Raw genomic sequence first — 20,450 nt, forward strand, 5'->3', positions numbered from 1 at the left:
GAACGGGACCGGTTCGGTGGTCAGGGCTCCATCCGGCGGGCGTACACACCCTTGGCGAGGAGGGACGTCTTCGCCTCCTCGTCCGGCCGCCGGACTACGGGGTCCTCCGCGTCGTAGCCGCACGGCTCACCCGGCCAGCGATCGTGGATCGGGGCCGGGTAGCCGACGGCGAGCGTCTCCAGAACGGCCAGGCCGGTCGCCTCCGGCTGCTCGATCTGCGGCCGAAGCACATCGACGACTGGGTCACTGCCCAGCTGGAGGCCAAGCGCGGGCGAGTCACCGTTTACCGAGCCGTGTCCACGCTGCGCAACGCGCTGAACGCCGCAGTGCGATCGTGGCGGCTGCGCTACAACCCGGCCAAGCACTCCGTGCCGCCCAGGCCCCGCGCTGAGGAGCGATCAGGCCCAGGTACGAGCCGCCGAGGCCGATCTGCTGGAGCAGCCGGGGGTGAGCTGCGGCTGGGCGCTGCGGGTCACAGGTCGTTGCCGGCGTAGGAGAGGTTGAAGCTCTTGTTGGTGAGGGGGAAGTCGGGGACGATCGTGTCCGCGAGGGCGACCGGCAGGGCGGGCCAGTTGAAGAAGGACGGGTCGACGATCTTGACACGGCTCAGGTGGCCGTCGGCGGCGAGTTCGATCCGGGTGGCGATGGTGCCGCGCCAGCCCTCGGCGAGGCCGCTGCCGCTGCTTGGCCGGTGATTGCCGTACGGAGGCGGCCAGTCCGCGGTGGCGCCGAGGGGCAACCTGTCGGCGAGGCGCTCGGCCAGGGCGAGTGAGGTCTGTGCTTCCTGGGCGCGGATGCGGAAGCGGGCGAGGACGTCTCCGCCGGGCAGGAGGTGGGTGGTGAGGGCCTCGCCGTGGTCGTGGTCGGGGTGGGCGTGGCGGGCGTCGGTGGGCAGGCTGCTGGCGCGGGCGACGGGGCCGAGGCAGCCCAGGCCCCGTGCGGCGTCCTGGGTGAGGACGGCGGTGCCGGTGAAGCGGTCGAGGACGGTGCGGTGGCCGAGCGCGAGGTCGACCAGGTCGGCCACGTCGGCGGCGATCGCCCGCAGCCGCGCCGGCTGCGGGAGGGTGCGCAGGGTGCAGCCGCCGGGCCGGATGCCGCCGCGTAGGAGGCGGTGGCCGGTGATCTCCTGGTTGAGGCGCAGGAGTTGCTCGCGGATGCGCCAGGCGTGGGCGTTGAGGATGCCGTGGCCGACGTCGTTGCACAGGGCGCCGAGGTCGGCGACGTGGTTGTGGACGCGTTCGAGTTCGAGCAGCAGGGCGCGGGCGGCCCGGGCCTCGGCAGGCACGGCTGTCTCGGTGGCGTGTTCGAGGGCGAGGCAGTAGGCGAGGGCGTGGCCGACGGCGGTGTCGCCACTGACGCGCTCGGCGAGGGCGACGGCCTCGGCCGGGTCCCGGCCCTCGAAGTGCTTCTCGATGCCCTTGTGGACGTACCAGAGGCGAGCCTTGAGCTTGAGGATGGTCTCGCCGACGACGGAGAAGCGGAAGTGGCCGGGTTCGATGAGGCCGGCGTGGACGGGGCCGACCGGGATCTCGTACACGCCCGGCCCCTTGACGGTGAGGAAGGGGAACGGGCCCTCGGGTTCGCCGAACGGAGGGGGCGGTCCGGCGTCCGGGCGCATCGGGTACCAGCCGCGCGGCCAGTACGGGTGGCGGACGAGCCGCCGGGGCAGTGGGTGGTCGAGGGGGACGATGCCGTGCAGGTCGCGCATCTCCCGTTCGAACCGGCCTGCGGGAAAGGAGATTCCGGCAAGGCTGGGCACGGCCGGGTACCGCGGGTCGAGGTGGACGTGCAGTTCGGTGCGGGTGTCGGGCGGGCCCTGGACGAAGAGGTACACCACGCGGACCTTGCCCGGGTCGTGGTGCGCGGCGACCAGGGCGAGCCGGTTACCGGCGGCGAGCAGGTCGGCTGCCTGACCGGGGAGTTCGGCGGGGCCGAGGTCGATCGTGGCGTGCTGGACGGGTGGCACGGTCAGTGGCCTCCGATCTGCGCGGCGGCGGTCAGCAGCTCGTTCAGCGGGTGGATGGTGACGCCGAGGGCCGCGCACGCGGCGAGTCCGCCCGCCAGTGGTACCCACACCGCGAACCCGGCACGCTCCGGGGCCGCCGCCGCGTCGGCAGGTCGGGGGCCGAGCAGCATCCGGGCGGTGCGCGCGGTGATCGCGGCGAACGAGGCCAGGACGAGGGCCAGTGCGACGGTGGTGGCCCAGCCGAGTGGGGAGGCGAACCCGGCGCGGGCGATGGCGAGTTCGGAGGCGAAGAGGCTGAACGGCGGCAGTGCGAGCAGGGCGAGGACGGCCAGGCCGAAGGTGCCGCCGAGCGCGGGGGCACGGGCGAGCAGGCCGCGCACCCGGCCGATCCGGGTGGTGCGGGTCAGGTGCAGGATGTGCCCGGAGGAGCAGAACGCGACGCCCTTGGCGAGCCCGTGGCCGGCCATGTGCAGCAGCAGGGCGGACAGCGCCAGCCGGCTGCCGACGGCGGCGGCCAGCGCGATCAGGCTCATGTGTTCCATGCTCGAATAGGCGAGCAGGCGCTTGTAGTCCCGCTGCCCGAGCAGCAGGGCGGTGGCGAGGGCGAGGGTGATCAGCGCTGTCCAGAGCAGCATGCTGCGGGCGAAGTGGGGACCGAGCGCGGCGTCGGCGATCAGTTTGTAGCGCAGGACGGCGGTGAAGGCGACGGCCAGTAGGACGCCGGACATCAGCGCCGAGACCGGGGCGGGGGCCTGGCTGTGGGCGTCCGGCAGCCAGGCGTGCAGCGGGACGAGGCCGGCCTTGGCACCGAACCCGAGCAGGGCAAGGGCCGTGCCGAGCCGCACGGTGCGCTGGTCAAGGCGGTCGGCGTGGGCGAGCAGGGTCGGCCAGTCCAGGGCCTTGGCCTCGGAGATGCCGGCGTGCCGGGCGGCGTAGTAGACGAGGACGGTGCCGAGGAAGGCCAGGGCGATGCCGGCCGAGCAGATGACCACGTACTTCCAGGCGGCCTCGACGCCGGCGCGGGTGCGGCGGTGGCCGACCAGGAAGGCGGTGACGATGGTGGTGGCCTCGACGGCGACCCAGAGCACACCGAGGTTGGCGGTGAGGGTGGCCAGGGCCATGGCCGCGAGGAACAGGTGCACGAGGGCGCCGAAGCGCTGCGCCGAGCCCTCGTCGGCGTGCCCGTCGGCGCGTTCGGCGGCCAGGTAGGCGGGGGCGGCAGCGCAGGCCAGCGCGCCGACCGCGCCGACGCCGAGCAGGATCCACACCGCCAGCGCGTCGGCGCGCAGTAGCCCCCCGTACGCGGAGCGCGGGCCGTGACCGGGCACGTCGGTGGCGAGGGCGGCGGCACAGGCCAGGATCGCGGCCGGGGAGAGCAGCCCGGCCCACGCGGTCGCGGGCCGCCAGCCGGTGGCGGCACAGCCGGCCGCGACGGCGGCGGGCGTCGCGATTGGCAGGGTGAGCAGGAGCGCGGAGGTATCGGGGGGCATCAGTCGTGCAGCCTTCGCAGGTCGTCGAGGTCGGTGCTGCCGAAGGCGGCGCGCATCCGGGTGGTGAGGATCTGCAGGACGAGGACGGCGAACAGAACGTCGAAGGAGACGCCGAGTTCGACGATCAGCGGGACGCCGGAGGTGGCGAGGAAGGCGACGGCGGTGATGCCGTTGTCGACCAGCAGGAAGCCGACCACCTGGGAGAGCGCGTGGCGGCGGGTGACCAGGGCGAAGAAGCCGATGAGGACGACGGCCAGCCCGACCGGCAGCGCTCGGGTGGCGGGCGAGGGCGCGAGTTCGGTGAGCGGGCGGGCGACGGCGTACGCGAGCAGGGTGAGCGCGGCGGCCGTCAGCAGCGAGGCGGCGACGTTGACCAGTGGTGTGGTCTCCTGCGTGCCGCCGCTGGCGGTGAGCGCGCGGCGCATCAGGTGGGGCAGCACGCCGGCCCGTAGGACGGCGATGCCGGCGGCCACCCCGAAGAGGTCCCAGCGGTGCTCATGGACGGCGAGCAGCGCCGCGATGGCGGCGAGCGCCGCGCCTTGGGCGGCGAACACCCGGACGATGGCGGAGAGTTCGCGCCGCCACAGCACCAGCACGGCGGCGAGCAGCAGGATTCCGCAGGCGAGGTCGAGTAGTTGGGTGAAGGTGCCGTCGCTCATCGGCCTCGGGTCCAGGGATTCATCGACGGGCTCACTCTCCGGTGAGGAAGTAGGAGGAGGCCACGGCCAGCAGCGCCAGCAGGAAGGAACCGGCGAGCAGTTCAGGCACCCGGAACAGGCGGACCTTGGCCCAGAACACCTCGGCCGCGGCCAGCAGCGCCCCGAGCAGCGCGACCTTGACGGCGAACAGCACCAGCGCGAGCATGACGACCGCCGCCCCGGCGCCGGTGGCGACACCCCACGGGGCGAAGAGCGAGGCGAGCAGGCCGAGCAGTACGGTCAGCCGCATCTGGGCGCCGAGTTCGACGAGCGCGAGGTCCGGCCCGGCGTACTCCAGCACCATCGCCTCGTGGATCATGGTGAGTTCGAGATGGGTGGACGGGTTGTCCACGGGCAGCCGGCCGGTTTCGGCGAGGACGACCACCGCGAGGGCGAAGGCGGCGAGCAGCCCGGTGGGGGTGGCGAGCCGGGCCGGGTCGTGGGTGGCACCGGCGACGATCGCGGCGAGATTGGTGGAGCCGGCGGGGATGGACAGTGCGAAGACCGCCATCAGCAGGGTCGGTTCGACCAGGGCGGCCACCGTCATCTCGCGGGAGGCGCCCATGCCGCCGAAGGCCGTCCCGGTGTCCAGACCGGCCAGCGCGAGCGAGACTGTGCCCAGAGCGAGCAGCGCGACCACGACGATCAGGTCGGCGGAGTCGCTGACCGGGGTGTCGGTCGAGGCCAGCGGTACCAGGGTGGCGACCACGGCGGTGGTGGCGACCAGCAGCAGCGGGGCGGTGCGGAATGCCCAGCCGGTGCCGGTGGCGGTGACCGGTCGTTTGCGCAGCAGTTTGCGCAGGTCGCGCCAGGGCTGGCCGAGGCCGGGCCCGGCACGGCCCTCCAGGCGGGCCCGGACCTGGCGCATCAGCCCGGCGAGCCACGGCGCGCCGCCCGCCACCATGGCTGTCTGGGCCACCATCGCGGCCGCCCCGACGACGCTCATGTGCCCGCCTCTCCCCCAGCCGCCGGCCGGGGGCGCCCCCATCGCTCGCTCACCGGGTCACCGCCAGCGCGACCAGCAGGGTGATCAGCCCGAAGAATCCGTAGCCGAGGTAGCGGTGGACGCTGCCGTCGGCCAGTCGGCGGGCTGACCGGCCCGCCTCGGCGAGCAGCGCCAGCACCGGGCGGTAGAGCCGGTGTTCGATGCGGTCGGGCACCGTCCGCTGGTACCGGACGCGTTCCACCAAGTACGCGGCCTCGCGCACCGGGGTGACGTCGATGTCCTGTTCCGGGGCGAGGACGTCGTCGAAGACCCGTTGCAGCGGCTCGGCGAAGGAGGTCGCGGTGTACTCCATCCGGGCCGTGGGCGCGCCCGCGCCGCAGTCCCAGAGCGGGGCCTGCCGGCGCCGGGGCGCGCGGGCCACCAGCCGCAGCAGCAGGGCGAGCAGGAGGACGGCGGCGACCAGCGCGAGCGCCAGCCAGAGCGGGGCGAGGACCCCGGACACCTGAGCCAGGCGCAGGTGCAGCCCGGGCGCGTCCACCGGACGGCCTCCGGCGAGCCCGGACGCGGCGGTGGCCCGGGCCAGAGCGTCGGCCAGCACCCCGGGGAACAGCGCCAGCGCGGCGCAGGCGGCGGTGAGCAGGCCCAGGCCCGTCAGCATGGTCCGCGGGCTCTCGACGGCGGCCGCGGCGGCGGTGCTGCGCGGGCGGGCGAAGAATCCGACGCCCAAAGCCTTCACGAAGGCCGCCGCCGCCAGGCCGGCGGACAGGGCGATCGCGGCGATCGCCACCGGCAGCACCACCGCGGTGGCCACGCCGGGCACGGCCAGGCCGTGGATCAGCGACTGGAGCAGCAGCCACTCGCTGATGAAGCCGTTTCCCGGCGGCAGCGCCACCGCGCCCAAAGCGCCGACCGCGAACAGCGCGCAGGTGACCGGCATCCGGGCGCGCAGCCCGCCGAGGGCGTCCAGGTCCCGGGTGCCGGTGGCCCGCAGCACCGAGCCGGCCGCGCAGAACAGCAGTGCCTTGAACGCCGCGTGGTTGACCACGTGCAGCAGGGCCGCGGCCAGGGCGAGCGCGGCCAGCGGCCGGTCGCCGCCGGTGGAGAACAGTCCGGCCGCGCCCACGCCGAGCAGGACGAGGCCGAGGTTCTCGCAGGTCGAGTACGCCAGCAGGCGCTTCAGGTCGGTGGCGACGGCCGCCTGGACGATCCCGTACACCGCTGACAGCGCGCCGAGGGCGATGGTCAGCAGCCACCACCAGCGGGGCCCGCCGCCGAGGAGGTCGAGGCCGACCCGGACCAGGCCGTAGGCGCCGAGGTTGACCATGGCGGCGCTCATCAGCGCGGAGACGTGGCTGGGGGCCTCCGGGTGGGCCCGGGGCAGCCAGGCGTGCAGTGGCACCATGCCTGCCTTGGACCCGAACGCGGCGAGCGCCAGGACGAACACCGTGCCCCGGACGGCGGGTGAGAGGGCGCCGGCAGCGGCGCGCAGGGCGGTGAAGGACTGCCCGCCCGCGCGGGCCGCGAAAAGCAGCAGGGCGACCAGCAGGAGGACCAGGCCGAGATGGGTCATCACCGCGTACCAGAGCCCGGCCCCGCGCACCGCCCGCCGGTGCCGGTGCTCGGCCAGCACCAGCAGCAGTGAGGCGGCCGCCATCAGCTCCCACAGCAGCAGGAAGGTGGAGACGCTCGCGGCGGTCGGCACCAGGACCAGGGTCCAGGCGAAGACCGGGAGCAGCGCCTGCACCGGGCGGGCCGTCAGTCCGTGCCCGGTGTAGCCGATCCCGTACACCGCGACCGCCGCCACCACGCCACCGGAGACGGCCATGAACAGCCCGGAGAGGGCGTCGACGGCGAGGTCGACCCCGGCGAGTGGAAGCAACTCCGGTAACCGGGCCGCCCAGTGGGCGCCGCCCAGCGCCGCCGCCCCCGCCACGGCGCCGGCCGCGCCGACCCCGGCGGTGCAGACGCCGACAGCGCCCGCGCGCCCGTGCTCGGGTACCAGCAGCGCGGCGGCACTGCCGGCGGCGGCCAGCGCGCTCGCGACGCCGAGGGCCGGGCCGATCGTGTTCACCGGCCGGTCACCCTGCGCAGTGCCGCCACGATCGCGGCCGGCTCGGGCGGGCAGCCCGGCACCTCCAGGTCCACCGGCACCACGTCCCTCACGGCGCCTTCGACGCCGTAGGCACCGGCGAACAGGCCGCAGTCGAGCGCGCAGTCGCCCACCGCGACCACCAGCCTGGGCTCCGGGGCTGCCTCGTAGGTGCGGCGCAGCGGCTCGGCCATGTTCCGGGTCACCGGACCGGTGGCCAGCAGCACGTCCGCGTGCCGGGGCGAGGCCACCAGCCGGGCCCCGTACCGCTCCGCGTCGTAGACCGGGCCGAACGCGCCGCCGATCTCGATCTCGCAGCCGTTGCACGAGCCCGCATCCACATGCCGTACCTGCACCGAGCCGGCGAGGGCGCGGGCCTGCGGCGGGACCTCCTCGGCGGTGGGTGCGGGCGGGGCCGGCTCGGCCACCCGTCCGGTGTCACGGATCTTGCGCAGCAGACCCACGTCTCAGACCTCTCCGCCCCCGCGAGGGCTCTCCCGCGGTCGTTTCCGTCCGCCTGCGTGCGCAGGCCTTCGCGGAACGTGACTGTCTTGCGGACTTTCAGAGATTAGCAACTGCTGGGCTTCGTAGAACAGCAGGCCGGGTGGGCGGTTCAGCCCTTCGGGGGAACGGGAGGGCGGTCGGGGTTCAGCGCCGCAGCGCCGTGATCGCCGCTTCGGAGGCCGCGACGACGATGCTGTGGCAGCTCGCTATGCGCGAGACGATGGCCTCGCGCGGCCCCAGGCGCCAGGCGTCGCTGCCGTAGAACGTGTCCTCCCGCTCGCGGTGGTGTGCGAGGGAGGCGAACGCCCGGATCAGGTAGGCCTCTTCGTGGCCGTCCTCGTCGACCAGGGACGGGCCGCAGTCCACGACGTCGATGCCGTGCGCGCGCAGCAGCGGCACGGACTCCTCGCGCATGACGCGGACGAACTCCTCCCGGGTGCCGGGGTGCAGACGGTAGGTGCGTATCTCGATGATCATGCCCGGCAGGCTATAGGCAGGGCGGCCTCAGGTGGTCGTCCGCAGATCGTCCAGCAGTTCGGCCTGGCCGGTGATGACGTCGCTGAGGATGCCCCGGGCGACCGTGAGGAGTTCGGCGACCTCGGGGGTGGTGAGGCGGTAGTAGACCGTGGAGCCCTCGCGGCGGGAGGAGACGAGCCGGGCCCGGCGCAGCACGGCTAGTTGCTGGGACAGGTGGGCGGCCTCCACGCCGACCTCGGGGAGCATCTCGGCGACGGCGTGCTCTCGCTGGCTCAGCAGTTCCAGGACCCGGATCCGCACGGGGTGGCCGAGCGTCTTGAAGAACTCGGCCTTCAGCTGGTACAGCGGGACGCTGATCACTGGAGGCGGGGTGGGGGCTTCGGCGTTCACGGCGTCACCGTCTCCATCAGCGCTCGAAAGCGGACCTCTATCTGGTCCGACTTTAGCAATTGTGCAGTTCATGTGATCGCCAAGGGCGCCCCGACCGGCGTTCGCGGGTGGGGTTGCGGCGGTCAGCGCGCGACAGCGGGGCGGCCGCGGTGCCGTTCCCACTCGGGGCCGAGAATCGACATCGTGATCTGGTCCACCCAGGCTCCGTCATACCGCAGGGCGTCGCGTTTGACGCCCTCCGCGACGAACCCCACCTTCTCGTAGGCGCGCCGGGCGCGCGGGTTGAAGGCGAACACCCCCAGCGAGATCCGGTGCAGGCCGAGGCGCTCGAAGCCGTAGCCGACGATCAGCCGCACCGCTTCGGTGCCCAGCCCGCGGTCCTGTCCGGCCGGGGCCAGTGCGATGCGGAAGCTGCAGCTGCGGTTGCCGCCGTCCCATTCGTTCAGCACGGCCTCGCCCACGCACACCCCGCTCGCCCGTTCGACGACGGCGAGGTCCAGCCGGTCCGACTGCTCGTGCCGGGTGCCGTACCAGGCGCGCATCTGCTTCTCGGCGGCGTCGTTCCAGGGCTCCGGCTCGACCGGGCCGTGGTCGCTGCCGGTCAGCCGGCCGACCTCCGGGTCCTGCAGGATCGCACGGAGGGCCGGAGCGTCCTGGTCCGGCAGGAACGGACGCAGGGTCACCTTTCTTCCGACAAGCGTGGGTTTGATGGAGAAGTCCGTCCTGGGAAGATCGTTCATGGGCCGGATTCTGGAGAGAAAGTCCGGCCGGGGCAAGTCACTTATCGCTGCCCGCAAACTCACGGCTTCCGGATGAAGTCCATCGTCAGAGCAGGCGAGCTCGGCGGGAAGGTCGCGGATCACTCATGGTCGGGACTGCGAGTCGGCGGTCATGCCCAGGGCTGCCAGCGCGGTCTGCAGGTCAGAACAGACGCGCATGAGGCCGAGGGCGGCACCGGTCGCGAACAGCGGCGCCGCCCGGTCGCGAAGGCCACACAACATCAGTGGGGAACGGTCGGTGCCGAGCCGGCCGGCGGCGTCGACGATCGCCGCCTCGCCTTCCTGGCTCCAGCCGAGCAAGCCGGACAGGTCGATCACCAGCGGGCCTGTGCAGCGTGCGCGGGCCCAGTCGAACGCACCGTGGAACCGGTGCACCACCCGCGCGCCGAGGTACCCCGTGAGCCGAAGGGCACCGACGCCATCCATCTCTGCAAGCTCCCACTGCATGCTCACCGCCGCCCTCCCGTCGGAGACACCACACCGAAAGGGCGGCGGCGAGCACGAGGGCAGCCCCGCCGACCAGCAGGGGGAGCGGAAGCCCGGGCCATCGGCGGTAGTGCCGCACACCTGGCGCGGTGCAGCACGACCCGTCCGGCGCCAGGTACGGAGCGGACGACACCACGGCGTTTCGGCCCGGTGAGATACGCACTCCGGCTCCCTTCGCTGTCCTCGCAGTTGCGAATCTTAGCAAATGATAAAGTCGTCGCACGGGAGGCCCCCGGAAGCGCCTCCTGCGGTGGGGCCGCCCTGGAACCGACGCCGGGGCGGCCCCATCTCTGGGGCGGAGGCCACCCGGCGGCGCCGCACCAGGTCCTGCCACGTGCGACAGGGGAAAGCGGATGGACGACGGGTCCGAGGAGATGCTGCGCCGCCGGGCCCTCGAGCTGCGACGAACCCAGGCGAGGGCCGCCGAGCAGGGCGACGCCTGGGCGCTGGCGCTGGCCGGCGTGGACCTTGAGGACCTTGAACGCAGCGCCAGGCGCCGCGGTTTCGACCTGTCATCAGAAGCGGGGTCCGGCGGTTCGGTCTACTGCTGAGGGGAGTTCGGCCGGCCCGGTCGGTCTCTTGTCGGGAACCGTGGACGCTCCAACTCGTCCCGCGCTCATGCCTCCGCGTCGCCCTTCGGCATGGATCGGCCCCGGCGCGGGCGGGCCGCGCGAGCGCCTTCAGGTTCAGTGCGACCCGGCACCCAGGTCACGGGAGATGGCCCGCGCGGTGTCCCGAACGGCGCTCACCAGGCCGGGCCGTACGGTCCCGCCGTCGCAGATGCGTTCCACTGGGCCGCTGACGCCCACTGTCCCGACCACGTTCCCCGGTCGGTCGTGGACCGGCGCGGCTACCGACGCGGTGCCCGCCCATGCCTCATCCATCGAGCCGGCCCAGCCGCGCTCGCGGATCAGCACGGCCTCGGCGGCGACGTCGGCGCCATCCGTGGGGCTCCCCAGGGTCGATGCCTCACAGGTCCGGCCAGGTGGGTTCCGGCGCAACGACGGGTCGTGGGCCAGCAGGACTTTGCCGAGCGCGGTGGCGTGCAACGGCTGCATGGTGCCCACTTCCAAGGCTTGGCGGCTGTCGTCGGGCCGGAAAACGTGGTCGACGATCAGCACCCCGTGCTGGTGGGGCACACCAAGGTGGACGGCCTCCTGCGACACATGGGCAAGGTCGTCCGTCCACAGCCGGGCTCGGGCGCGCAGCTCGTGCACATCGAGGTAGCTGTGGCCGAGACGCAGGAGTTCGGCGCCGAGCTGGTACTTGCCGCTGTCGGGGTCCTGTTCGACGAGCCCTTCCTCGCGCAGGGTACGGAGGATTCCGTGTGCGGTGGCTTTGGCCAGTCCCAGGGAGGTGGCGACGTCGGCGAGGCCGAGTCGGCGTTCGCCGCCGGCGAGCAGGCGCAGAATGGCGGTTGCGCGGGTCAGTGACTGGATGGGTCGGGACACTGGACGTCTGTTCGATGTTCGTTCGGCGACGGGGTTCAGTGGCGGTTGCCGAGCGCGAAAAGCAGGATGACGAAGCCGGCGAACAGGTGGGTGCCGAGGATGTAGATCCCGGCCCGGATGAGCATGGCCTTGCGCCGGCTCTTCTCCTCGGAGGTGGCGTCGCTCATGGCCGGTGCTCCTGGTGTCGGGTGACGGGGCGGTCGTGGCGGGGCCGGGGGCGGATGTGCAGGCGCTCGCCGGTGACGGTGGCCTGGGCGAGGCGTTCGCGCAGGGCGGGCAGGTCGACGACGTCGGGGGTGGTGGGGGTGCCGTGGTCATCGTAGGGGGTGATCTCGAAGCGCAAGGGTGTCCTTCCGGGTGGGGCTCAGGGTGCGGGCTTGGCGGGCAGGGGCAGTTGGACGCGGACGGTCTTGCCCGCGCTCAGGGTGGAGGGGGCGATGGCGAGGTGGCCGCCGAAGTCGTAGACGAGTTCGGCGATCACCTGCAGGCCGCCGCCGGCCGACACCCCCGGCACGCGGGGGTGCTGGTCGGCCACCAGGACTTCGAGGTAGCTGTCGCCCAGGCTCACGGTCAGCCCGAGCTGGGGTGAGCGCTCGGCGGCGTGGCGCACGCAGTTGGTCACCAGCTCGGTGACGATCAGCAAAGCGGCGTCCAGGACGACGGCTTCGCGCGGCAGGCCCCACATGGTGAAGTGCACCTGTGCGGTGTGCCGGGCCAGCGGAATCGAGGACGGGAGCGTCGGAAGGGACAGCGTGAGGTGCCGCCCGGCGGCGATGGGCGGGGCCTCGCGGGCGGGCGGAACGTCGTCCCATTCGCGCCAGTTCCGGCGTCCCCAGCGGCGCTTCACCGCTGGGGCTCGCTGGGTGCGGTCATCGGTCGGCTCCGTTTCATGCCGTGGCGACGGCCAGGACGCCGGCGGTGTGCAGTTGGGTGCGGGCGTGGGCGATGGCGTCGGGGGTGTGGGCGAAGACCCGGCCCGCCGCGTGCAGATCGTCCAGGACGCCGAGCGCGTCCAGGGTGCGCCGGTGGCCGGGCTTGACGCCGGAGACCAGGACCAGGATGCCGTGCCGCTCCAGCTTGCTGATCGCGTCGCCGAGGACGAGGGCGCCGGTGGAGTCGATGGCGGTGACCTGGGACATGCGCAGGATGACGGCCTTGACGTCGGCGGTCTCGGCGAGCTGGAGCAGGAAGCGGTGGGCGGCGGCGAAGAACACCGGGCCGTCTATCCGGTAGGCGGCGATGTGCTCGGCGAGCAGTGCCTGCTCCTCCTCGTGGTGGTCGGCCGGAGGGAGACCGTCGTGCAGGGGTACCTGCTGCAGCCTCGCGGACTGTGCGACCTGGCGCAGGGCCAGGATCCCGGCGACGGCCAGGCCGACGATGACGGCGGTGACCAGGTCGAAGGCGAGGGTGGCGGCGGCGGTGAGGACCAGGATGGCGGCCTCACCGTGTCCGCTGCGGGCCAGCGCCCGCAGCGAGGCGACCTCGACCATCCGGACCGCGGTGGCGATCAGCACACCGGCGAGCGCGGCCAGCGGGATGTCCTGCACGAGGGGTGCGGCGGCGAAGACGACTACGGCGAGCACGGCTGCGTGGACCAGGGCGGCGAGCCGGGAGGCGGCGCCGGAGCGGACATTGACGGCGGTGCGGGCGATCGCGCCGGTGGCGGCCACGCCGCCGAACAGCGGGGCGACCAGGTTGGCCACTCCCTGACCGAACAACTCCCGGTCGCTGTCGTGGCGTTCGGAGACGCTCATCGCGTCGGCGGCGGTCGCCGACATCAGCGACTCCAGCGCCGCCAGCGCCGCGACCGCGAGGGCGGCGGTGAGCAGATGCGGAACGGCGCCGAGGTCCAGGAACCCCAGGGACGGCAGCGGCAGTCCAGCCGGAAGGTGACCGATGGTCGCCACGTCCAGGTGGACGAAGTGAGCCGCCAGGGTCGCGGCGGCGACGGCGATCAGTGAGAACGGGATGCCGGGGCGCCACCGGGCACCGGCCAGCATCACGGCGGCAACGCCGAGCGCCACCGCGATCGCCGCCGGGTGCGGGTGGCGGACGAAGTCGGCAACGGCCTGGGCCGCCACGACCACGACGTTCTCGGCGTCACCCTTCTTGACGCCGAGCGCGGCGGGCACCTGCTGGAGCCCGATCACGCCGGCGATGCCAAGGGTGAAGCCCTCCACCACCGGGGCGGGGACGTAGGCCATGAAGCGGCCGGCGCCACCCAGGGCGAGAGCGATCAGCAGCACGCCGCTGATCAGGCCTACGGTGAGCACGCCGGAGGTGCCGTACTGGTGCACGATCGGGACCAGGACCACGGTCATGGCCCCGGTCGGGCCGCTGACCTGGAGGTTCGAGCCGCCGAATATCGCGGCCAGCGCCCCGGCGACCACCGCGGTGGCCAGCCCGGCCTCCGCACCGGCCCCGGAGGCGACGCCGAAGCCCAGCGCGAGCGGCAGGGCCACGATCGCCACCGTCAGGCCCGCCAGGAGGTCCTTGCGGGGCGAGCGGCCCATAGTGGCGAGGATCGCGCGGTTCGGCAGCACGGCGCGGACGCGTCCGACGGCCCGGCCTATGAGGATGGTCTGCGTGGCGCTCACGCGGTCTTCTCCTGAACGTCCTGCACAGCGGGCTCGCGGAGTTCGGCGAGCAGCGTCCCCTGGTCGGTGATCATCTCGGTGAGGATGCGGCGCGCGGCGCGCAGCAGCTCCGCGACGTCCGGCGTGCTCAGCGCGTAGACCACCGTGTTGCCCTCGCGGGTGGCGGTGACCAGGTTGCTGCGGCGCAGGACGCCGAGCTGCTGGGAGAGGCTGGAGGGCTCGATCTCGATCGAGGCGAGCAGCTCGCGCACCGGGCGCGGACCGTCCTGGAGCAGTTCCAGCACGCGGATGCGCGCCGGGTGGCCGAGCGTGCGGAAGAACTCCGCCTTGGCCTGGTAGAGCGGGACGGCCATGCTCAGTCTTCTTCCTGTTCCCCGGCGGTGTGCTCGACCTCGATGCCGTGGTGGGCGGCGATCCGCAGGAGCTGCGCGATGCGTCCGGCGTACGCCTGCGCGCCGTCCTCGTCGCCGGCCGCCCGAGCGCCGGCCTGCTGCCGGCGCGCCTCGGCGAGCTGCTCGCGAAGCTCCAGGCCGAAAACGTCGCTCATGCGCCCCTCCTCGCCCGGGGCACCGCCCCATGGCCACACTCTTGCCGAATACAAGGAAGCATCATCTATGAACTTGAAGAATTCTTCAACTTGCGATCATTGCAGATCGACATCCACCCGATTTGAGGCGGTAGTGATCAACAGTGGCCATCACCCCGACCGAAGCCGGCCTCATCCGCAACCTTCGAAGCCAACGACCTGGCGAGGAGAAACAGATGACGACCATCGACAGTGCCCTCAAGGACGCGATGACCATCGACGGAGCACTCGGCGCCGCCGTCGTCGACGCCGACGGCGGACTGGCCCCTGGGGTCGCTCGGCGCCGCCCAGGACCTGGAGCTCGCGGCGGCCGGCACCACCGACATGTTCCGCGCCGCCAGCCGCACCCTCGACGCGCTCGGCCTTCACAGCGATCGGATCGAGGACACCCTGACCACACTCACCCACCAGTACCACCTGATCAGGCCACTGACCCGCCCCGGGGGGCAGCGGCCTGTTCCGGGGCGTCGAGGTGGGTGGCCATGACGGTGGCGTACTCGGCGAAGCGGTACGCGGTGTCGCGGTTGAGCCAGCCGCCGCCCGCGGCGGAGCCGCTGTCGGACGGAGCCTCCCGGGCCTGCGGAAGGTCCCGGTGGAAGAGGGTGGGCAGCGGGGTGATGCCGGCTTCCAGCAGAGCGTCCACCAGGCGGTCGTAGAAGGCGAGTCCGACGGGGTTGACCGCGCCCGCGCCCGTCGGCAGCACCCGGGGCCAGGCGATGGAGAAGCGGTACCCGTCGAGGCCGAGGCCGCGCATCAGCTCGATGTCCTCGGCGCAGCGGTGGTAGTGGGAGCAGGCCACCGCCCCTGTGTGCCCGTCCCGCACGGCGCCGGGGCGGGCGACAAAGACGTCCCAGACAGAGGGCCCGCGCCCGTCCTCGTCCACCGCCCCCTCGATCTGGTACGCGGCGGTGGCGGCACCCCAGCGGAACCCCGCCGGCAGGTCGAAGCGGTCCGGCACGGCAGCGTCCTGACGATAACGCGAGGAAGGCTCATGTTACTGACATCGCACCGAAACACCAGAGGAGACCAGCTGCCCGTAACTCGCGGACCGCACTTGCCCCCAGTCGCCCGGGCATACACATCGCTGGGCGAGGCGCTGTGTACGGGCCGGGCCGGCCGGACGCACCGACTGCCCGGCGGCGGGTCACGCCGTCGGGCAGCCTCTGCCGTGAGGTGTCAGAGGGTCACCGGGAGCTTGGCGAGGCGCCAGTGGCCGGGGAGTTGCATCCGTTCCCGGCGCTCCAGTTCGGCCGGGTCGAGGGCGAGGGACAGGGCCGGGAAGCGCTCCAGCAGTGCGCCGAGGGCCACTTCCGCCTCCTGCCGGGCGAGCGAGGCGCCCAAGCAGTAATGGATCCCGTGACCGAAGCCGAGGTGGTTCTCGGCCTGGCCGGACTGGTGCCGGTACAGGTCGAGTCGCTCGGGATCGGGGTAGCGCCGCGGGTCGAAGTTGGCCGAGACGAAGACGAGCAGCACTGCTTCACCGCGGGCGATCCGGGTGCCGGCAACCTCGAAGTCCTCGGCGGCGTAGCGCAGTCGGCTGGTGTGGACCGGTCCGCACCAGCGCATCAGCTCGTGCACGGCGCTCGGCAGCAGGCCGGGATCGGACCTGAGGAGGTCGAGCTGGTCGGGGTGGGAGAGGAGGGCGGCGGTGCCGTTGCTGATGAGGTGCGCCGTCGTCTCGTGGCCGGCGAGGACCAGTGTCACCACGAAGGTGACGATCTCGGTGTCACTGATCCTGCCGTCTGCATCCTCCTGGCCCCGGATGAGGCCGCTGAGCAGGTCGTCGGTGAGGTTGGCCCGGCGCTCCTTGATCAGCCGATGGGTGTGCTCGATCATGGCGGGGAACGAGGTCGCGAGACGCTCCGGCCGCATGGTGATGAGGTCCTCGCCCCACTCCTGCCACTTCGGGCGTTCCGGCCCCGGAACGCCCACCAGGTCGCAGATCACCTGGATCGACAGCGGATAGGCGTACTGGGTAAGCAGGTCGTTGACGCCGTCGACGGCGAGCTCCGGCAGGGCGTCCAGCAGCCGCTTGGTGATGTTCTCGATCTGGGGCCGCATGTTCAGCACCCGGCGAGCGGTGAACTCGCGCAGCACCAGCCGGCGCAGCCGGGTGTGTTCCGGCGGGTCGGTGTCGAGCATGGAACCGAGCAGGTACGGGCGCAGCTCCTCGGGGATCGCGAGCATGTCCATCATCTTGAGCCGCGGGTCCTCGTCGGTCGTCCCCGGGACCGAGGCCGGTGTGTTGACGAGCCTGCGGTCGAGCAGCAGTGTGCGGACGTCGTCGTAACGGGTGATGAACCACGCCGGTGTGCCGTCCAGGTACCGACCGCGCACGACGGGCGCGAGCTCACGCAGGTGGCCGTAGCCGCCGAACGGATCGGCCATCAGGGCCGGTTCCATCGCGTGCGGCTCTCCGGGAGAGTAGTTCGGCGGGGCGGGTGGAGGCGTGGACATTGGCTCTGCTTCTCCCGTCAGTCCTCGACAACGGCGATGGCCTGCACCGGGCAGCCCCGTTCGGCCTCACGGACCGATGGGTCGCCGGGCCGGTGCTCGTCGTCCGGCAGGACGTAGCTGATTCCCGAGTCGTCCTGGGCGAACACCTCAGGGGCGAGCAATATGCACTGGCCGCTGCCGATACAGCTGTCCCGATCGATGCTGATGCGCACGCGCGCAGCTCCTCTGGTCGCCCGTGGGACCGGTCTCCCGGTCCATTGAATTCATCGGTTTATTTCCATTGCCGTTGCCCTCGATATCGCGCGGTCGACGCTAGTGCAGAAGGATTCCGGCGGGCAAGCTTGTTCCCGTGCGCACTCGGGCCGGCCGGCCTGTCCCGCCAGCGGGACAGGAACGGGTGCCGGCGCTGGGATCGCCTCCGCTACCGGATTCGACCAGACCTGCTGGCGTGAATTGAGAGGTCCTACTCGATGAGTCCCAGTGAAAGCACCGTCAGCCTCGATTCCACGCTCGCCGTGGTCGACACGTGGCTGGACGAATACATCTCGGGCAGCCATCCGGAGATCGGCCGCATGGGCCCCATCTGCCCATTCGTCGCGCCCTCGCGCAAGAACCGGACCATGGAGATCCGGACCAGGTTCGTCGGGCACTCGCCGACCCTGGAACTGATCGAGGAGATCGCCCGGAGCAGCATGCGCGAGTACGGGCTGGTCTCCTGGCAGGGCAGGAATCCGATGCTCCGCGCGATGGTGGTGGCCCTTCCGGATCTCCGCTCGGAGGACACCAAGCTGCTCGACGAGGCCCAGACCCGGGTGAAGGACGAGTTCGTCGCGAAGGGTCTGATGGTCGGCCAGTTCCACGAGAACTGCGAGGTGCCGGCGGCGCGGAACCCGCACTTCGCCGTGAGCCGGGCGCCGGTGGCGGTGCTCGCGATACGTGCGATCGCGCTGCACGACATCTTCTTCCTGGCCGACCACCGGCACTGGTTCGAGAAGTACCGGGAGAAGTTCGGGAAGTACTACACGCCGCAGAACGCCGAGGGCGACGACCAGGTGCGGGTGGAGGCCTACCGGCAGGCGGAGCGGGTCTACGGCTACCGCTCGTAGCCGCGGAGCCCGCCCCGCTTGTCCGACCGTGCCGTCAGGCCGCGTCCGCGCCGCCCGTGATGCGGTCGAGGGCCACCCGGGTCAGCCGGTGGATCTCGGACCTGTCGGGGTCGCGCACGTTGACGAAGGAGAGGACGTCACCCTTGACGGCGACCGCCCAGGAGCCCTCGATCCGGTACTCCTCCGAGGTGGTCACCCACCGCGTGACGAGGACGTCGTCGTCGCCCGCCAGCGGCTCCACGGTGTCCTTCGTGACGTCGAACTGCATCCCGTCGTTCAGCTGCATGCGGTAGCTGTCACAGCTGTCGAGGGCCGTCGCGAACGTCGCGAAGATCTGCCGCGCGGTGCCGTTGCCGAACCGCGTGACGTGGTGGAAGACCACAGACCCGACGACGCTGGTGAACAGCGCGGAGGCGTGGTCCGTCGCCTCGGGATGTGTACCGCGGGTGAGCAGGTTGATCAGGTCGATGAGGACCTTGCCGGACTCGTCGCCGGAGAGGAAGACGGGGTCGTACGCGACGCTCGGCTCCTCGCCGAAGAACGACTCCTCGAGGTCCTCCTCGCGCAGCAGGAGCTGCTCCATAGTGGGATTTCCCATCATGCCTCTCCCATCTGGCGCACGAGGCTCAGCGGGCGCATGTCGGTCCAGTGCTCTTCGACGTAGTCCAGGCAGGACTGCCGATCGGTTTCGGCGAGGGCCACGGTCCAGCCACCGGGAACCTCGGCGAAAGCCGGCCAGAGCGAGTGCTGGCCCTCCTCGTTGACGAGCACGAGGAAAGTGCCATCGGGATCATCGAAAGGGTTGGACATTCACTGCTCCCTGAGTACGGCGACAGACGAACGCATTTCTTGCGAACAGCAGTTCCGGGAATCACCCTAGCCAGCACCGGGCAGCGGAGGAAGTCCGCCGCCCGCGCGCGGATACGGCACCGGAGAGCGATCCCGCGGCGCGGCGGAAATCGCTCGGGGAAGGACCCGCCCGAATCCGGACCGAAAATCCGGTCGGAATCGCGGGCGACGTGCGGGGCTGTCCCGCCGGCGGGACGGGTGGGGACGCGGGCGGGACGGACGGGGCGCCGGCGGCGCGGTGTCACCACCGCGTCATCGGGTCACCTCGTGGGCCACGGGTTCGCTCGGCTCCGGCGTCGGCGACGCCGGGTGCACCGGATAGATCAGGTGCAGGAGCGGACCGGCCATCGCCGTCGTGACGAGGGCCATCACCACCATGGTGGAGTACAGCTTCCCGTCGAGCACCCCGAGTTGGAGGCCGACGGTGAGGATGATCAGCTCGGTCAGGCCGCGGGTGTTGATGAGGACGGCGAGCGCGCTCGCCGGCCGCTTCTTCATCCCGGTGGCCCGCGCGGCGACGAAGGCGCCGATGAACTTCCCGCCCACCGCCACGGCCAGGATGAGGCCGAGTTCCACCAGGCCGGTGCCGTCGGTGCCGGACAGGTTCACCTTCAGACCCGCGACGATGAAGAACATGGGCAGCAGGAGCAGGTCGTTCAGGTACGAGATCCGCTCCGTGACCTGACCGGTGACCTTCGACGGCTCGCCCGCCCTGGTGCGTCGCGGCATGACCGCCCCGAAGAGGAACGCGCCGAAGATGAAGTGCAGGCCGATCCACTCGGTGAAGGCGGCGGAGGCCAGCAGGCCGACGAGCGTGACGACCATCGCGGTCGGCCGGTCCGGATCGACCACCCGTCGGTGCTCCAGCAGGCGGCGGAGCAGGGGCCGGACGACCGTGAACATCAGCAGCACGTACGGGACGAACAGCAGCAGGAGCCACTGCGACCCGGCGCCGGCTCCTCCGATCGCCACGACCACGGCGAGCAGCGTCCAGGCGAGCACGTCGTCGATCGCGGCGCAGGCGAGCGCGACGGCTCCCAGCCAGGTGCGTTGCAGGCCGCGGTCGGTGAGGATGCGGGCCAGGACGGGGAACGCGGTGACCGACATCGCGGCGCCCATGAACAGCACGAATCCCGTGCGGCTGTCGGTCGGGTGACGGTCTAACAGGTAGAGGGCGAGGAGCGCACCGAGCAGGAAGGGCAGGGCGACGGAGCTGGCCGCCACGGTTCCGGCCACCACCCGGCGCCCCCGCATCAGGTCGGCGTCGAGTTCCGCGCCCACGGTGAACATGAAGAGGGCAACGCCGATGTTGGCCAGCGCGGTCAGGAAGGGGCGAATGTCCGCGGGGAACAGCGTGTCCGAGACGGCCCCGCTCAGCAGGGTCGGGCCGAGCAGCACGCCGAGGAGCACCTCGCCGATGACCGGTGGCTGCCGCAGCCGCCGGGCCAGGGCGCCGGCGGCGTACGCGAGGAGCGCGATCAGCGCCAGCGCGAGGAGGAACGTGGAAATCTGCCGGGTACTCACAGCTTTGCGTCTCCCGAGGGATGCGGTCCGGAGAACTGTCGCCGGGGCGTCCGCC

At 72.0% G+C, this 20,450-nt stretch carries 25 protein-coding genes and 1 pseudogene; 2 read left to right on the plus strand and 24 right to left on the minus strand.

Annotation, left to right across the window (positions count from 1 at the left end; all coding sequences use genetic code 11):
* Positions 1-20 precede the first annotated feature (20 nt).
* From ACFVWU_RS19880 to ACFVWU_RS19930, 11 genes are all read right to left on the minus strand, one after another.
* Positions 21-230, minus strand: a complete 210-nt coding sequence (locus tag ACFVWU_RS19880; protein ID WP_387622428.1) for a hypothetical protein — start codon at positions 228-230, stop codon at positions 21-23.
* Between the two features lie 242 nt (positions 231-472).
* The gene (locus ACFVWU_RS19885; RefSeq protein WP_387622431.1) at positions 473-1,966 is read right to left on the minus strand and encodes an NADH-quinone oxidoreductase subunit C; all 1,494 of its coding nucleotides are present in this window, start codon (positions 1,964-1,966) and stop codon (positions 473-475) included.
* Positions 1,967-1,968: 2 nt separating this feature from the next.
* The gene (locus ACFVWU_RS19890; protein WP_387622434.1) at positions 1,969-3,456 is read right to left on the minus strand and encodes a proton-conducting transporter membrane subunit; all 1,488 of its coding nucleotides are present in this window, start codon (positions 3,454-3,456) and stop codon (positions 1,969-1,971) included.
* Positions 3,456-4,115 (minus strand): hypothetical protein, encoded by a 660-nt coding sequence (locus ACFVWU_RS19895; protein ID WP_387622437.1) that lies wholly within the window; start codon positions 4,113-4,115, stop codon positions 3,456-3,458. The genes ACFVWU_RS19890 and ACFVWU_RS19895 overlap by 1 nt, the downstream gene beginning before the upstream one ends.
* 31 nt (positions 4,116-4,146) lie before the next feature.
* On the minus strand, positions 4,147-5,100 hold the full coding sequence (locus ACFVWU_RS19900; RefSeq protein WP_387622441.1) for a respiratory chain complex I subunit 1 family protein: 954 nt from the start codon (positions 5,098-5,100) through the stop codon (positions 4,147-4,149).
* A gap of 49 nt (positions 5,101-5,149) precedes the next feature.
* Positions 5,150-7,171: a proton-conducting transporter membrane subunit gene (locus ACFVWU_RS19905; protein WP_387622444.1), complete on the minus strand. Its 2,022-nt coding sequence runs from the start codon at positions 7,169-7,171 to the stop codon at positions 5,150-5,152.
* A complete protein-coding gene (locus tag ACFVWU_RS19910; protein WP_387622448.1) occupies positions 7,168-7,653 on the minus strand; it encodes an NADH-quinone oxidoreductase subunit B family protein in 486 nt (161 codons plus the stop codon). Before ACFVWU_RS19910 ends, ACFVWU_RS19905 begins: the two co-directional genes overlap by 4 nt.
* A 184-nt stretch (positions 7,654-7,837) precedes the next feature.
* Complete coding sequence (locus ACFVWU_RS19915; protein WP_387622450.1) at positions 7,838-8,170, minus strand: NIPSNAP family protein; 333 nt, start codon at positions 8,168-8,170, stop codon at positions 7,838-7,840.
* A gap of 27 nt (positions 8,171-8,197) precedes the next feature.
* Positions 8,198-8,527, minus strand: coding sequence for an ArsR/SmtB family transcription factor (locus ACFVWU_RS19920; RefSeq protein ID WP_380332644.1), 330 nt, complete (start codon positions 8,525-8,527; stop codon positions 8,198-8,200).
* 155 nt (positions 8,528-8,682) lie between these two features.
* Positions 8,683-9,300 carry a GNAT family N-acetyltransferase gene (locus ACFVWU_RS19925; RefSeq protein WP_387622453.1) on the minus strand — a complete coding sequence of 206 codons (618 nt, stop codon included), beginning with the start codon at positions 9,298-9,300 and terminating at the stop codon, positions 8,683-8,685.
* Between the two features lie 123 nt (positions 9,301-9,423).
* Positions 9,424-9,786, minus strand: a complete 363-nt coding sequence (locus tag ACFVWU_RS19930) for an STAS domain-containing protein (RefSeq protein WP_387622498.1) — start codon at positions 9,784-9,786, stop codon at positions 9,424-9,426.
* Positions 9,787-10,178: 392 nt separating this feature from the next.
* On the opposite strand from ACFVWU_RS19930, the gene ACFVWU_RS19935 reads away from it, so the two are divergent.
* Positions 10,179-10,376: a hypothetical protein gene (locus tag ACFVWU_RS19935; protein ID WP_387622456.1), complete on the plus strand. Its 198-nt coding sequence runs from the start codon at positions 10,179-10,181 to the stop codon at positions 10,374-10,376.
* 135 nt (positions 10,377-10,511) lie between these two features.
* On the opposite strand, the gene ACFVWU_RS19940 is transcribed toward ACFVWU_RS19935, so the two are convergent.
* The 10 genes and pseudogenes from ACFVWU_RS19940 to ACFVWU_RS19985 form a co-directional block, all read right to left on the minus strand.
* On the minus strand, positions 10,512-11,276 hold the full coding sequence (locus ACFVWU_RS19940; RefSeq protein WP_387622458.1) for an IclR family transcriptional regulator: 765 nt from the start codon (positions 11,274-11,276) through the stop codon (positions 10,512-10,514).
* A gap of 35 nt (positions 11,277-11,311) precedes the next feature.
* Positions 11,312-11,443: a DUF6126 family protein gene (locus ACFVWU_RS19945; protein ID WP_387622460.1), complete on the minus strand. Its 132-nt coding sequence runs from the start codon at positions 11,441-11,443 to the stop codon at positions 11,312-11,314.
* Complete coding sequence (locus ACFVWU_RS19950) at positions 11,440-11,619, minus strand: hypothetical protein (RefSeq protein WP_387622462.1); 180 nt, start codon at positions 11,617-11,619, stop codon at positions 11,440-11,442. The genes ACFVWU_RS19945 and ACFVWU_RS19950 overlap by 4 nt, the downstream gene beginning before the upstream one ends.
* 21 nt (positions 11,620-11,640) lie before the next feature.
* Positions 11,641-12,123, minus strand: a complete 483-nt coding sequence (locus ACFVWU_RS19955; protein ID WP_387622465.1) for an ATP-binding protein — start codon at positions 12,121-12,123, stop codon at positions 11,641-11,643.
* Between the two features lie 40 nt (positions 12,124-12,163).
* Positions 12,164-13,789, minus strand: a complete 1,626-nt coding sequence (locus tag ACFVWU_RS19960; RefSeq protein ID WP_387622501.1) for a SulP family inorganic anion transporter — start codon at positions 13,787-13,789, stop codon at positions 12,164-12,166.
* Positions 13,790-13,869: 80 nt separating this feature from the next.
* Positions 13,870-14,226, minus strand: coding sequence for an ArsR/SmtB family transcription factor (locus tag ACFVWU_RS19965; RefSeq protein ID WP_387622468.1), 357 nt, complete (start codon positions 14,224-14,226; stop codon positions 13,870-13,872).
* Positions 14,227-14,228: 2 nt separating this feature from the next.
* Positions 14,229-14,420 (minus strand): hypothetical protein, encoded by a 192-nt coding sequence (locus tag ACFVWU_RS19970; RefSeq protein ID WP_387622470.1) that lies wholly within the window; start codon positions 14,418-14,420, stop codon positions 14,229-14,231.
* 508 nt (positions 14,421-14,928) lie between these two features.
* A pseudogene (locus ACFVWU_RS19975) lies at positions 14,929-15,417 on the minus strand (glycoside hydrolase family 1 protein); the annotation flags it as partial.
* 218 nt (positions 15,418-15,635) lie between these two features.
* Positions 15,636-16,847 carry a cytochrome P450 gene (locus ACFVWU_RS19980; protein WP_387622473.1) on the minus strand — a complete coding sequence of 404 codons (1,212 nt, stop codon included), beginning with the start codon at positions 16,845-16,847 and terminating at the stop codon, positions 15,636-15,638.
* An 86-nt stretch (positions 16,848-16,933) separates the two neighbouring features.
* The gene (locus tag ACFVWU_RS19985; protein ID WP_387622476.1) at positions 16,934-17,128 is read right to left on the minus strand and encodes a ferredoxin; all 195 of its coding nucleotides are present in this window, start codon (positions 17,126-17,128) and stop codon (positions 16,934-16,936) included.
* A 258-nt stretch (positions 17,129-17,386) separates the two neighbouring features.
* Between ACFVWU_RS19985 and ACFVWU_RS19990 the strand changes: the two genes are divergently transcribed.
* Positions 17,387-18,022 (plus strand): DUF6875 domain-containing protein, encoded by a 636-nt coding sequence (locus tag ACFVWU_RS19990; protein WP_387622480.1) that lies wholly within the window; start codon positions 17,387-17,389, stop codon positions 18,020-18,022.
* A 34-nt stretch (positions 18,023-18,056) separates the two neighbouring features.
* Here the strand turns inward: ACFVWU_RS19990 and ACFVWU_RS19995 are convergent, their stop codons facing one another.
* The 3 genes from ACFVWU_RS19995 to ACFVWU_RS20005 all read right to left on the minus strand — a co-directional run bounded on the left by ACFVWU_RS19995 (position 18,057) and on the right by ACFVWU_RS20005 (position 20,395).
* Positions 18,057-18,620, minus strand: a complete 564-nt coding sequence (locus ACFVWU_RS19995; protein ID WP_387622482.1) for a hypothetical protein — start codon at positions 18,618-18,620, stop codon at positions 18,057-18,059.
* Entirely contained in the window at positions 18,620-18,832 is a 213-nt protein-coding gene (locus ACFVWU_RS20000; protein ID WP_387622484.1) for an MbtH family protein, read from the minus strand. Before ACFVWU_RS20000 ends, ACFVWU_RS19995 begins: the two co-directional genes overlap by 1 nt.
* A gap of 291 nt (positions 18,833-19,123) precedes the next feature.
* The gene (locus ACFVWU_RS20005) at positions 19,124-20,395 is read right to left on the minus strand and encodes a cation:proton antiporter (protein ID WP_387622487.1); all 1,272 of its coding nucleotides are present in this window, start codon (positions 20,393-20,395) and stop codon (positions 19,124-19,126) included.
* Positions 20,396-20,450 lie beyond the last annotated feature (55 nt).

It is taken from the genome of Kitasatospora sp. NPDC058190, assembly GCF_042883685.1.
Classification (GTDB): domain Bacteria; phylum Actinomycetota; class Actinomycetes; order Streptomycetales; family Streptomycetaceae; genus Kitasatospora.